This window comes from Paenibacillus sp. E222, assembly GCF_013401555.1.
GTDB lineage: Bacteria > Bacillota > Bacilli > Paenibacillales > Paenibacillaceae > Paenibacillus.
In genome coordinates, this window is record NZ_CP058552.1 from 5,231,959 (window position 1) to 5,245,641 (window position 13,683).

Annotated in this window: 14 protein-coding genes; 4 read left to right on the forward strand and 10 right to left on the reverse strand. The window is 45.7% G+C overall.

All coding sequences use genetic code 11. The features are described from left to right. Positions 1-12: 12 nt before the first annotated feature. The 6 genes from HW560_RS23285 to fba form a co-directional block, all read right to left on the reverse strand. Complete coding sequence (locus tag HW560_RS23285) at positions 13-837, reverse strand: carbohydrate ABC transporter permease (protein ID WP_179264874.1); 825 nt, start codon at positions 835-837, stop codon at positions 13-15. Between the two features lie 22 nt (positions 838-859). After that, positions 860-1,795, reverse strand: coding sequence for a carbohydrate ABC transporter permease (locus tag HW560_RS23290; RefSeq protein ID WP_179264875.1), 936 nt, complete (start codon positions 1,793-1,795; stop codon positions 860-862). A gap of 15 nt (positions 1,796-1,810) precedes the next feature. Beyond that, complete coding sequence (locus HW560_RS23295) at positions 1,811-3,103, reverse strand: ABC transporter substrate-binding protein (protein ID WP_179264876.1); 1,293 nt, start codon at positions 3,101-3,103, stop codon at positions 1,811-1,813. Positions 3,104-3,173: 70 nt separating this feature from the next. Then, the gene (locus HW560_RS23300) at positions 3,174-3,974 is read right to left on the reverse strand and encodes a DeoR/GlpR family DNA-binding transcription regulator (RefSeq protein ID WP_110000093.1); all 801 of its coding nucleotides are present in this window, start codon (positions 3,972-3,974) and stop codon (positions 3,174-3,176) included. 184 nt (positions 3,975-4,158) lie between these two features. Continuing rightward, positions 4,159-5,121 (reverse strand): 1-phosphofructokinase family hexose kinase, encoded by a 963-nt coding sequence (locus HW560_RS23305; protein ID WP_179264877.1) that lies wholly within the window; start codon positions 5,119-5,121, stop codon positions 4,159-4,161. Continuing rightward, a complete protein-coding gene (gene fba / locus HW560_RS23310) occupies positions 5,085-5,951 on the reverse strand; it encodes a class II fructose-1,6-bisphosphate aldolase (protein WP_179264878.1) in 867 nt (288 codons plus the stop codon). The genes HW560_RS23305 and fba overlap by 37 nt, the downstream gene beginning before the upstream one ends. Before the next feature lie 280 nt (positions 5,952-6,231). Here fba and HW560_RS23315 point away from each other — a divergent pair, with 280 nt between their 5' ends. Beyond that, positions 6,232-7,275, forward strand: a complete 1,044-nt coding sequence (locus HW560_RS23315) for an SIS domain-containing protein (RefSeq protein WP_179264879.1) — start codon at positions 6,232-6,234, stop codon at positions 7,273-7,275. 224 nt (positions 7,276-7,499) lie between these two features. Then, positions 7,500-8,351, forward strand: coding sequence for an aldo/keto reductase (locus HW560_RS23320; RefSeq protein WP_179264880.1), 852 nt, complete (start codon positions 7,500-7,502; stop codon positions 8,349-8,351). A gap of 69 nt (positions 8,352-8,420) precedes the next feature. Here HW560_RS23320 and HW560_RS23325 read toward each other — a convergent pair whose 3' ends face one another. Both HW560_RS23325 and HW560_RS23330 read right to left on the reverse strand, forming a co-directional pair. Then, positions 8,421-8,876, reverse strand: coding sequence for a hypothetical protein (locus HW560_RS23325; protein WP_306459212.1), 456 nt, complete (start codon positions 8,874-8,876; stop codon positions 8,421-8,423). Positions 8,877-9,140: 264 nt separating this feature from the next. Continuing rightward, positions 9,141-10,055: an arginase family protein gene (locus HW560_RS23330; RefSeq protein ID WP_179264881.1), complete on the reverse strand. Its 915-nt coding sequence runs from the start codon at positions 10,053-10,055 to the stop codon at positions 9,141-9,143. 105 nt (positions 10,056-10,160) lie between these two features. Here HW560_RS23330 and HW560_RS23335 point away from each other — a divergent pair, with 105 nt between their 5' ends. Further along, the gene (locus HW560_RS23335) at positions 10,161-10,523 is read left to right on the forward strand and encodes a winged helix-turn-helix transcriptional regulator (protein WP_090897839.1); all 363 of its coding nucleotides are present in this window, start codon (positions 10,161-10,163) and stop codon (positions 10,521-10,523) included. Further along, the gene (locus HW560_RS23340; RefSeq protein WP_090897836.1) at positions 10,516-10,899 is read left to right on the forward strand and encodes a winged helix-turn-helix transcriptional regulator; all 384 of its coding nucleotides are present in this window, start codon (positions 10,516-10,518) and stop codon (positions 10,897-10,899) included. Before HW560_RS23335 ends, HW560_RS23340 begins: the two co-directional genes overlap by 8 nt. Positions 10,900-10,980: 81 nt before the next feature. On the opposite strand, the gene HW560_RS23345 is transcribed toward HW560_RS23340, so the two are convergent. Beyond that, entirely contained in the window at positions 10,981-12,411 is a 1,431-nt protein-coding gene (locus HW560_RS23345) for a hypothetical protein (RefSeq protein ID WP_090897833.1), read from the reverse strand. Between the two features lie 345 nt (positions 12,412-12,756). Continuing rightward, entirely contained in the window at positions 12,757-13,599 is an 843-nt protein-coding gene (locus HW560_RS23350; protein WP_090897831.1) for a formylglycine-generating enzyme family protein, read from the reverse strand. Between the last annotated feature and the right edge of the window lie 84 nt (positions 13,600-13,683).

The following is a 13,683-nucleotide window of genomic DNA, read 5'->3' on the forward strand; positions in this document are numbered from 1 at the left end:
TCTCCTCACCCGTTATTTCATGCCCGTCATAGCTAGGCCTTTGATAAATTGCTTCTGGAAGATCAGGAACATTATAATAACCGGTATTGTAATCAGTACCGCAGCTGACATGACGACGTTGTAATTTACCTGGTGCGTTCCGTTAAAATAGACCAATGCCAGCGGAACGGTCATCTTGCTCTCATCATTTAATACAATCAGTGGCCACAGGTAGTTATTCCAGGAGTTCATAAACGTGAATATCCCCAACGCTGACAGCATCGGCAGAATAAGCGGCATAACGATGCGAAGCATCAGCCTGAATTCACCAGAACCGTCCATCCTCGCTGCCTCCAGCAGCTCCTGTGGAATCTCTTCTATGAATTGTTTAGCCAGAAATACACCGTAAGAACTGACCAGATTGGGCAAAATAATCGCCAGCAAATGGTTAACCAGTCCAAGCTCAGCAGTGATCAGATACGTGGGAATCATAATAACCTGAAAGGGAATCATCATGGTTGCCAGGATCAGAATGAACAGCAGTTTCTTGCCTTTAAACTGATGCTTGGCAAATACATATCCGGCTAGAGCGCTGGTAAACAGGGTGACCACCGTTATGATGACGGAAGTCACCAGACTGTTCAGCAGCCACGTAACAAACGGCGCCTCGCTAAAAACCGTTCGGTATCCGTCCAGACTGGGCTTAGTTGGAAAAAAACCGCCGGAACCCGAGACGATGTCCATGTTACTTTTCAGCGATGACAGCACCATCCAGACATAAGGCAAAAGCATAACAGAAGCTATAACTGCCAGAACTGCGATAGTAAACCCTTCCCACAGGCTGAATTTACGCGGCATCGGCTTCTTCTCCCCTCTCCTCTCAATGTTCCCATTGCGTTCGTCCCCATCGAAGTTGCAGCAGCGTCACAAGCAGAATGATCATTAGAAATACGGTTGCCATAGCAGATGCGTACCCCATATTGGAGCTGGAGAATGCCTGTTCATAGATTTGCAGTGACAGCACTCGTGTTTCGTTGAAGGGTCCGCCCTTGGTCATAATCTGAAATTGTGGGAAGGCCTGAAAATAGGAAACAACTGTCGTGATGGATACAAACAGCAACGTTCTGCGCAGCAGTGGCAGTGTGATGTGAAGAAAGACATGCCATCGGCCCGCCCCCTCCAGCGTTGCTGCTTCATAATACATATCGGGGATAGAATCCAGTCCCGCAATGAAAAGAACGATATTATAGCCAATATCAGCCCACAAGGTCATCATAATGACGGAGTAAAGCGCATAATGCGGATCACTGAGCCACTGGATCGGCGCCATATTCAGCTTAGCGAGAATCATGTTGAACAAGCCGTCATTGTAATTGAACATGGTATTCCATACGATGGCCGTTCCCGCCAGCGGAGCGATCGTGGGAAGAAAGAATACGGTCCGAAAGGCATTTTTAAGCCACGGGATGCGGACTCGCTGAATCGCTGAAGCAATTAAAAGCGTAATGACAATGTTGATCAATACAGCGATAAATACAAATTTGAAGGTTACCCACAGTGACTTCAAAAAGATGGAATCCTGGAACATGCGGATATAGTTCTCCGCCCCCACGAATATCGCGTTTGAGCTGAGCGGGTCATACTTGAATGCGGACAAGCCCAGGCTCCATGCGATGGGAAGGAAAGCAAACACCCCGAACAGAAGCAAGATCGGTACGAGTGAGATGATGATGAACCTTCGTTTTGCCCTGTAAGCTGTTGACTTTACCGCTGGGTTAACCTTGTCCGCCTTGTTGGTAGATATAGCAGTACTCATGCCCCAGCACCCCTATCACTTATGTTGATCCTGATTATTGTTGATCGTCTGTTCGATATTCGCCAATCCGTCCTCGACACTCTGCTGTCCACTGGCCATCAGCTGGAAATTGTCGTTAACCTGCTTGAAGAAGAAATCTCGGTCTGCTATAGGCCCGATCCATTGACCCAACGCCAATATGTCCAGCGAAGGCTTTAGATGAGGATTGTTCTTCAGAAACTCCGGGTTTTCGGCAATTTCTTTTTTGGCTGGAACGGTAAAAGTGTCCGTATTCCATGTCGAGAGGTTGTCCTTCTCCGAGATGAATTGGATGAAATCAAGTGCAGCCTCCTGCTGTTTGCTTTTCTTGGACACCGCAAGCCCCCAACCGGATTCGGCAGCAAAAACGGGCGGATTTTCCGTAAAGGAAGGTACCGAAACGTATTCAAAATCATCAACCTTATAGTTGTTCTGTCCCGCAGCAATCGTCCAGGGACCGCGATAGGTCATGGCTGATTTCCCCTGAAAAAAATAGTCAGAGGTATCCAGCTCACCGCCAAAAGTGGTTAAATCCGCAACTTGATCATCGGCGACGAGCGAGACCAGGGTGGACATCGCTTTCTCCGCCTCCGGTGAGTGGAAATTAACATGTCCGTCTTCACCCATAAAAGTTGCGCCTTGCTGCAAAATAAGGGATAAGAAAGTAAATGTAATATTGTCTGCTGATACAAAATCGAAGCCTTTGACTTTGATGACATTGTTCTCGCGGACAGTCAATTTTTTGGCGTAATCCACAAGCTCTGTCCAGTTGGACGGTGCGTGATCGAAGCCTTGGTCTTTGAGCATCTGCGGGTGAATCAGCATTCCACCGTTCTCAATGTTGTATTCAAGTGGCAGCCCGTATAGCTTGTTATCCCGCAAATATCCCCCCAAGGGGGCATCATAGTACTCTTTTTTCACATTTTCACTATCAGGGATTTCGACAAGCAGATCGTTCTTGGAATATTCGGGTACCCACGTGCCGAAAAATTCGGCAATATCGGGTGGTTTTTTCGCGGAGAATGAGGCTTTCAGCTTCTGGCTGTATACATCATATGGAAAGGTCTGATACTCGATCGTTATATCGGGGTGCAAGGTCTGGTATTTGGATATTAATTTCTTGTATGCGCCCACAATGGCGTCTTCCTGATGACTCCAAAAGACCAGCTTCACCTTGCCTTGCGGGTCTGCGGATGTATCGCCGCCGGATGAGGAGGAGCTGGAACAGCCCGCTTCAGCGAATACAACACAAACCATCGCAATGATTAGCATAAACTTGGAAAAATGCATTCGCATATCCTCCCTTGTCCTGCAAATTAGCCAGCATATGAAGGGAAGGGCGTTTGAGTTTTACGCGTATTTATATAGAAGCAATGGGGTCTGTCGTTGTATGTATTGCAATCTGATGCTCCCGGCACGCCTGCTCAAACCATCCCTCCGGCTGTTTATTCGTAATTACCCCTGTCACCTGTGTTAAGGGAGCAATCGTAAACAAAGCACTTTTCTCAATCTTGCTTTGATCGAATACAGCATAAACTTCGCTGGAACGTTCCATTGTTAATTGGGCAATACGAGCTTCAAGCTCGGAATGCATCGTAAAGCCGAAATTTTGCGTTACTCCGTCCACCCCGAGAAACATTTTCGTAATGTTAATTTTGTCGATCACACTTTCTGCCAGCGGACCGCATAACTCGTAGCTTTTCGACCGCATAACGCCGCCAATCACGACGACCTGAATATCTTCGGCATCAGCCAATTCATAAGCAATATTCACCGCGTTGGTGACAATCGTAATATTACGGTGCTTTTTGAGTGCTTTCGCAATAAAGAACGTCGTTGTTCCTCCCGTCAGGCAGATAATGTCTCCCTCTTTAACAAGGGCTGCCGCCGTGGCCGCAATCCGTTCCTTATCCATCCGTCGGAAATCGCGTTTTGCTGCAAAAGGCAGCTCCGATACTCCCGACGTCAGGCCTCCTTCATATATGGCTCCCCCATTTGTTCGAATAATCTCGCCCGCTTTTTCAAGTGCGTCCAAATCTCTTCTTGCAGTTGCTTCCGAGCAGCCAACCGTCTGGACAATCTCTTGCAGCGATATTTTTCCATGCGATTTAATCAGTTCCAATGTTTGTGCTCTGCGCAGTTCACCCTTTGAATATTGCATAAGTCTCTCCTTTAATATGTCTGGGCCTGCATGATATCCGTTAACTTCAGCCCGTGCTAGCTCTATTGTGTAGGATGAAAGGATGGATTGCAATATGTCGACGTGAACTGCATCCCATAAGAAAAGCATCTCTCTAACGGTTATTCATGAGGGATATGAAGCCAATTTTCCAAACCTTCAATCATCATAAAGGTATAATTTGCACCTGATGTTCGTACTCCTCAAAGAGAACATAGTCGATGTCACCTGCTTTGGAAGACATTGCATTCGCAGCAGCAGCAGCGACAGCCGTACGCAGTCTGGATTCGGCCGAATCGCCGCGCTCTCCTGCATATGCCATGCCGGCAACAAAAGAGTCTCCGCAACCTACCGTATTCACAGGCTGAATGGATGGCGGCTTCACCATATATGCTTTTCCGTTTAAAATAGCCAAAGCACCGTCACTGCCGAGTGTTATGCACACCTCGTCAATGCCTTGATCCGCCAACATGTGCGCTGCACGGACCCATTCGTGTACGTCTCTCGGCTTCTGCCCCAGCCACTCGGCCAGTTCCAGCTCATTTGGCTTCACGAAATGGGGCGTTGCACTCAGCCCAATGCTGAAACTTGTTCCACCTGTATCCAGAAAGGCTCTCGCGCCTGCTGAACGGACAATACAAATCAGTTCTGCGTACAATGTGTCCGGTGCACCTGGGGGTAAGCTTCCAGACATAATAACTGCACTAGACTGGATGGCGAGCTCCTGTACTTTTTCCTTGATCGCTTCAACTTCAGCTTCTGACATATTTGGACCCTGCCCAAGCAGCTCGGTAGAGGTACCACTGGAATCATCCACAATGTTAAGGCAGACTCGTGAGTCTCCCGCTGATTGGATAAAAGCAGTCCCTATCCCCCGTTCAGTCAGACTGCTCTCAATAAATACACCGTTATTGCCGGCAATAATGCCTGTGGCTGTAACTTGACCACCGAGCTGCCGAATCACCTTGGCTACGTTATTGCCTTTGCCACCCGGCTCGTTAACCTGTCTTGTCACCCGATGCACTTGGCCTACGCCAAACTTGTCAACGTACAACGTCCGGTCGATGGCCGCATGGAGTGTGACTGTGGTAATCATCGGACTACGCCGGCTTTGCCAGTGCTTCCACACAACCGTATTTTCTCCATGGCAAGCCGTTTGACTGCTTCCTTCGCTGGAGCCATGTATTTACGTGGATCATTCTCTTCCGGATGAATTACAAATACATCCTTAATGGCTTCGGAAAATGCAATACGCAGCTCTGTCGCTATGTTTACCTTGGACATCCCCAGTGCAACCGCTCGATGAATCTGTTCAGCTGGTATACCCGAACCACCGTGCAGTACCAAAGGAACCGATACTCGATTCGCAATGCTTTCAATTCGTTCAAAATCTATGTTCGGCTTTCCTTTATAAATACCGTGTGCGGTTCCGATCGCAGGAGCGAGGGTCGTTACGCCGGTGCGTTCAACAAACTGCATGCAATCTTCCGGATCGGCCAGGGAAGCATGCTGTTCCTCAACGACAATATCATCCTCAACGCCGCCGACCTTGCCAAGCTCCGCCTCCACGTTTACGCCAGATGCCTGGGCAACCTCCATTACTTTACGAGTTAGGTTCACGTTGTCTTCAAAAGGGTACATGGATGCATCGATCATAACCGAGGTATATCCTGCTCGAATGCATCGGATAATCGTCGAAAAATCAGTGCAGTGATCCAAATGTAGTGCAATGGGGATATCCGTTAAGTCCGCTGCGGTTTTAGCCGCATGGGCAATGTAATCCGGACCCAAGTGATTGACTGTGCCCACCGTGGTTTGAATAATGAGTGGTGACTCGGTTTCTACAGCCGCTTCAACGACAGCCTGAAGCATCTCCAGGGTATGAACGTTAAATGCAGCGATGGCGTATTGGTCCCTGCGAGCGGTTTGCAGCATTTCAGTGGACGAGATCAGTGGCATATCCATTCCCCCTTTTAAGGTTTCGTCGCTCGCGACGATTTGAACGATCCTGCACCTCCCTTCACGGGTCAGATGAGACTGGCAAACATTTGATAATTTCTAGCTTGTGATCATAATAATCTTTTTATTTGATTAAATCAATCATTATTTTGGAAAACTATTGCAATTTAGTGGGATATACAGGCATAATTATGATTAACACAATCATTTAAATATATATTTGATCGAAAAGATCACAAACTGAAGTTATCAATCTAAACCATTCCCGGGAGGTATTTTTATGAGTTTGACGTATCGTGAAGTAAAAGAACAATATAAGGCCCTGCAGCAGACCTACAACTATGTACTGGCCAAGCGCACGGAATTTACTGCCTTTGTCCAAGCGCAAGGGATTACCTCTGTAACCCTTGTTGGCGCCGGGTCCAGCTATTGCTTGAGCGAAGCGGCTGCTTTTTCCTTCCGTTTGCGTGCCGGCCTGCCTGCAATGTCACTTGCCGCCGGTGATCTCATGCTCCATGCAGACCGCTATCGTCCCATGCTGGAGGGCAGCCTGATCATAGCGCCGTCACGATCTGGCAGTACGAGTGAGGTCGTTGAAGCGCTGCGTTTACTCCAGTCCGATCAACGTATTCCTTTATTAACGATTTCTTGTGTAACGGACTCGCCGTTATCCAAAAGCGCCGACTTCCCTCTGGAACTGCCCTGGGCTTTTGACCATAGCGTTTGCCAGACCCGCACCGTAACCAATCTGTATGCAGCCAATCTGCTGCTTGCCGCTTTTCTTGCTGGTGATGAGGAGCTGATTATCGATATGCAGGAAGCGATTCATCAAGGTGAAGCCTACATGGCACGTGTAGAGGACGGTATCCGCCGCGTCTCCGACTTCAATTGGACGAACGCAGTCCTGCTCGCAGACGGTGAACTTCAAGGGCTGGCAGCCGAGGGTGCCATCGCTCTGACCGAGATTGCCAAGACACATGCCCACGCATACCATCTTCTTGACGTTCGGCACGGGCCGATGGTCACTGTGGGTTCGGATACTTTAGTGATCGCCGCCTTGTCGGACAGTGGTATGGAGCATCAACGCAATCTGTTGAGAGATATTAAGGAGCGTGGAGCCACCATTATTACGTTTGCCGATCGGGCTATGGGCATCCCGCAGGAGTTCATCGACCTTGAGATCACAACTAGTCATCCGCTTAATACAGCGGTAAGGGGGATCCCATTCATTTTCATCTCGCAAATCGCTGCTTTGGCAAATGCCGAACGCCATGGTATTAACCCAGATCAACCCGATGGGCTGGTGGCCTGGGTCAAGCTGTAAACAGAAAAGTTAGCTCTTTCGATTGGCTTGGTCGGTTGAAAAATGGGAATTTCAGAGGGAGATGCAAAGACTTCTATTCGAGCAGAATAGAAGTCTTTTACTTGAAGGTCAAAAATCAATTTTATACGTCCTGTGAGATAATTAGGCAAACATTTGGTATGAATGATATAACGCTAGAAGTATGATTGGGTACATAATAAACCTATAAGAAGGAGGGCTTTAACATGGAAAAAGTAATACTTAACAATGGTGTAGAGATGCCCATTATGGGTTTTGGTGTTTATCAAATTGCAGATCAAAATGAATGCGAACAAAGCGTTTATGATGCCATTATGGCAGGATATCGCCTGATTGATACAGCTGCCTCGTATCTAAATGAAGAAGCCGTTGGTCGAGCTATTAAACGAAGTGGCGTACCAAGAGAAGAGTTATTTATCACTACGAAACTTTGGGTTCAGGATACCGGATATGAAAATACTAAAAAAGCATTCGAGAAATCTCTGGAACGATTGCAATTGGATGTGCTGGACCTGTATTTAATTCATCAGCCATTTGGGGATGTGCATGGCTCTTGGCGCGCTATGGAGGAATTATATCGTGAAGGAAAGGTCCATGCCATTGGAGTTAGCAACTTCCAGATGGATCGTCTGATCGATCTAATCATTCATAATGAGGTAATTCCTGCGGTAAACCAGGTTGAAACGCACCCTTTCAATCAACAAATCGAGAGTGCTGCATTTATGAAAGAGAATCATGTTCAGATTCAATCCTGGGCGCCTTTTGCTGAAGGCAGAAATGATCTGTTCCAGAATGAAGTGTTAGTATCCATCGCGAAAAAAGTAAATAAATCCGTTGCTCAGGTCGTATTACGCTGGTTGACACAAAGAGAAATCGTGGTCATTCCGAAGTCTGTTCGTAAAGAGAGAATTGTTGAGAACTTCAATATCTTTGACTTTGAATTAAGCCAAAATGATATGGAATCGATTACTGCATTAGATACGAAGCAAAGTCTGTTTTTTTCTCATAACAACCCAGAGATGGTAAAATGGCTTGGTACACGTAAACTTGATATCTGACCCTGTATATTGATAAAAAAGTCGCCATTTCTGGCGACTTTTTGTGTTCATGCCATACACAACGGTCTACTACAACCCAATAAACATATTTCTGCTGAACGGTCCCCAATTTCCACCAGTAAATCCGGATCTCCCCTCCAAATTGACAAAGCATGGAAGCAAAATATAAAGTACTCCCATAGTCGCGTTAACGTTGAAGGTTATAACAAATCTCGTTTTGGAATTATTAATAGGAGTGATCATCCCCCGATCAGCGCGAATCGAATTATCTTTCGTGATGGCTTCTCCCATTCCTACACTGGCTATATCCGATGGACTAGACATGTTACTTCTTATCCAATAGTTCGATATGTTGGTTGCTGATGCTAAATCCGCTGGCTGATCGTACGTCACTACAATCTGATTGGATGCGACTTGCCTAACCTCCACAACTACAGGATGAGGAATCATGGCTTCCCTTTCTCTCCCGCCCGCGTTCTCGATCCAATAAGGATGTGCTGTATTCGAATGATGATTAATTGACATAAGATTAAATACCTCCATGACTGACTTCAATAGTCATTTGTCCTGAGATAATGTATGTAGGTGAATGACCAATGGTGTCTTACAAAGCACCCCAGATCACCAGCCATAGCTTTAAATCCTCAGCACCCCAATGTTATTTAAGGTTTTATCTCACGTACAGTCACCAAAAAATACACTTCACACAATGATAAAGTGTTTAGTGTATTTTGGGGTCAGCCTATTACTCTAATATAATAATTGGGTTGATGAGTATATGAAATCATATTATTTATTTAAAATAGGTATTTCACCCAGCAAGTTTTTCAAGTTAATTGAATCCCATGGCATATGCTCGGTTATACCCAATCCCACGACATCAGCTTCTTCCGATAGTTCTTTGAGCAAGTGAAGGAGCTGAGGGATTTGCAAGCTTCCCGCAGGAGAGAACGTATACGGTCCTTCAGGATTCGCGAATAACAAGGAGCGAAAAGCCTTTGGATCAAGCACATCTAGATCCAGGTGAATAGCCAGATGTTTAATGCCACTCTCTTTGATCCACTTTTTGATGGATGCTGTACTTTTCGTTAATTCTTCGGCTCCGGCAGTTTTTATGCCAAGTCTTTGAATCATTTCAGTATCTGATTCTGCAGTCGTTATACCTAATCGTTCAAACGCTTCTGAGATCACTTCTCCCTCCTGTTCTGTAGGTGTCGCCAACCCTGCGATAAAGACATTTTCAGGTTTCAAAGGGATTTTTACATGTTTTGCAAACTCCTCATCCCCTTCTCCCAAAAGATTCCCCAGAGGTAGCGTATGTCCGTTATCATATCCCTTATAACCAACCAAATCACTGTGCGCATCGATCCAGATCAAGCCTAATTCTCCATGATACCGTTCGTTTAAATAGGCAAACGGAGCTTGTTCGACCAAGCAGTCTCCGCCAAACATAACGATGCGGTCAGGCTTGTGAGCATAAATAATATGCTCGGCTGCTTCCAATTGTTCAATGAGCTGTTTTCTCCCATTTATACCGTTCTCATTTTCCAGTGGAGTTCCATCATATGCTTGTACAGGAACTTGAATCAGGGGTTGATCATTATCAGGAGCCAGCCAGGCAAGCAGTTCCGCCCCAAAAGAGTAGTTAGGATTATTCCCCCCTTGCCATTGGGGCATTAACAGACGTATTGTTTTTTGATTCATGTTTTTCTCTCCTTTACTTCAAAGTAAGGTTAGTATAAACTGAACGCAAATCAAAAAGTAGTACGCACTATTATGACAGGTACTACCCGAAAGGATAGCATAAATATGAGCATGGCTGAATATCACGGCAAGGTTAAACATATTCAAGATACGCCTTTTGGCTATACATTGTCTGTCATTGGCGGCAAATGGAAGATGGTCATTATTTATCTTTTGGCAGAAAACCAACCGGTACGCTTTAATGAACTGAAAAGACAAATTGGAGCAATTACCTTTAAAACACTGAGTTCTCAACTAAAAGAATTGGAAGCGGATGGTATGGTCGAACGGAAAGAGTATCCTCAAGTCCCGCCTAAAGTCGAGTACAGACTGACTGATAAAGCGGAAACGTTATTACCCGTTCTGGAAGGTTTATGTGAGTGGGGAGTACAAAACCAAAGTGAAAGAGATGTGTTGGAGGATGATTAACTTTAGAAATAAAACCTATCGCTGTACCTCGGAAATTGTCATGAGCTTACTTAGCGGCAAGTGGAAAATTTCTATACTCAATCACTTAACTAAAGGTCCCATTCGGTTTAATGAACTACAGCGACTTCTTCCGGACGCAACCCAACGCATGATTACGATGCAGCTCAGAATGCTTGAAAGCGACGGTCTGATTATTCGCAAGGTCTATCCGGTTGCACCAGCAAAAGTAGAATATTATTTGTCCGATCTGGGTGAGGAACTGGCCCCCATGCTGCAGATGTTGTGCAAATTTGGCACGACTTATATCGAGAAATTCCCCGACGAAGTATCCTGCGACAATGATGACTCTCGCCGCGACATCGTTAACGTAAATTAATGTATTCATAAATTTGACGGCAGCAGCTCTGTACGTATACGCTGCCGCCGTCATCTCATCTGTCATGAATGGTTTAAGGCATTACAACACCAGAAATTGCGTTCCATACCCCTTCCCAGAAACCAAAGCTGCTTCCAGCTCCTCTTGATCTCCTTTGTCCAATAACACCACATTTTCGGGATACAGCTTACCTAACAAAGCCCACTGTACAAGTTCATTTCCGCCTGTTGGTATGACATGGACTCCATTATCCGTATTTGTCACCAATCCGGAATACGACAGAATGTCTGCTACCTGATGAATACTGGTCGATGTTCGCTTCACAGCAGCATCCTTGGAATGGTTGTCCTTTTCAGGCCGATATGAAAATCGGTGTCCCCTGAAAAGCTGACCGAGATCCACACTAGATGATGCATGACCTTCTCTCTCCACACTGAAACGCACGGTTGTTCGATCTGACTCTGTATTCGGAAGCAACCGGGCGATGGATGGAAGATCACTTTGATCTTCTGAAATGTCAAGGTGATCCTTGCTGCCAGGTATACCCGTTCTTGCTTCGTTACGTGGTGCTGCATAATAATCGTCATATTCATATTCGAATGAGATGGCAACTATATCTTGTGTCTCTTCAGTCTTAATGGTTTGTACCGGATGCCACTTGAGAAGATAACGTGTAGCCTCGCCAGCCGACTCTCCCAAGCCAGCTGGCAATATGGTCCCCAAAGGATATTGAAAGCCGTAACCAGCAGAGGTCAAACCTGAGCTAAGCACACTCTGTGCATACTGGACAATCCCCTTGTGAGTTAATTCCTTCCCGAGCAATTGAGTTAAAAAGACTTTACGGGCAGGCTCCAGAAAACGTAATCCTTTGAATTGTGTGTGTTCCTTGACTTCAAACGGGACTTGTTCCCAATTGGCAAAGGGAAGTAATGCATCCCGCAGCAATACAAATTGGTGCAAGTATTCATTATATAACTGCATAACTCTTGGTCCCCCAGCAGGTCCCCAAACCTGAGCAATTGCTTCCGGTATTAGGGTATGACCGTAGCAATGACTTCTAAATTCCAGTTCTCCAAGGGTTTCCGGTCCATATTGCGCCAGTGCCCTCTTTTCAGTATTAATCTCTCTTGCCCAGAGGACCAATTGTTCACCAATGCGTGCCGCCTGTGCCGTAATTTCAACACCCGCTTTATCCTTCAAAGCTAAAGGTCCAAGCGGTAGTGATGAAAGATCACCGGAGATCGCCAAATTGGCTTGAAGGCTATCCAATAACACCGAAGGATCACCGCTTATCGGTTCACCCAGCTGAACCAGTATTGCCTCAAGCAGTTTATCCAGCTCTATGACGACCTCTTTTGCTCTATATATGCCGTCAGGCAATTTCCAATCCAAAGCCCCATTCTCGCGTGATCTAATCGAGTCCTGTGAATATGCTCCAATGTGGGACTCAACATCTATTTCATTTCCCCATACGATCCGTTTATCTTTCAAGTGAAGCTGATATGCTGGCATGTTCCCCACCCCTTCAGTACGATTTTATATCGAACGACGATTCAACTTGCCCTTCGAATGTTAGATTATCAGGTGTCCTGATCGTTGAACAGTACGCACTTTTTTGTATGATCCGATAATTTTTGTATCGTAGGATACTTTTTGATCCTGCAAAATAAAGGGTGGATTTGTACGACAAACAATGCATCACATTTCCGATCCTGTGCATTAGAATGAAATACAAGCATTTCAAAAAGAGATGCCCTAGCTAATCTACATTAGCCTGGGCATCTCTTTAAGTTCAACGACCTACTTTGCAGCATATGAGGCCGTCCTAAAATATTTGGTTGCTTTACAACGTTTAGACTATTCTCCGCGAACCACACGAAAACCCTGATCCGGACCAAAACCATTTGCATCGAATTTGCCTCGAAAAGCGATCTCGTTATTGTTGAGACCGCCGATCCAGCCCCCGCCCTTCACAACCCGAAATGAAGCGATTTGACTCTCAGCATCGCTGTACCAGTCCCAGCACCATTCTCTTACATTGCCAGACATATCGTAGATTCCAAGCTCGTTGGGCTTTTGGGTACCAATCGATTTGGTTTTGTTTTTGTTGCTCTCTATGGCAGGCCAGTTCCAGTCTCCAGTTAAGATTTTGTCCCCGGCGTTCTTCCAATACCATGCGACTTCATCGGCGTTGTTGCTGCCGCTGTATGTGTAATTCTTGCTCTCCTGACCTCCGCTTGCGGCATATTCCCATTCCGCTTCTGTAGGCAGTCGGTAACCGTTAGTTCCCTCATTAATGGTCACTGTCCATTTTATATTATCGTTCTCATTCTTATTATTCAGGTCTTGCGTATCCTTATCGATGTTGTAATACGGCTTTAAGCCCTCTTTTATACTTCTTTGATTGCAATACTCTATTGCGTCATACCAACTCACCATTTCTACTGGTAATTGATCTCCTTTGAATCCAGAGGGGTTATTCCCCATGACATCTTCCCACTCTTTTTGAGTTACCTCATATTTCCCGATATAAAAGTTCTGAAAGGTCACACCTTTTCCAGCGTAAAATGACTTGCTGCTCTTAAACGTCCCGCCTTCCACGAATACAAGATTATCTTCTTTTTTAGGTTTATCCTGCTGCGAACAAGCACTGATTACTACCGTTATTGCTATTAAAAAAAACATTAATAGCTTTCTCATTGAAAAATCTCCTTTAAGCTAATGGGAAAATAATAGGCTATGATGCCTGTCATTCGCATCCGGCAACGTCGAAGACCGTTTATT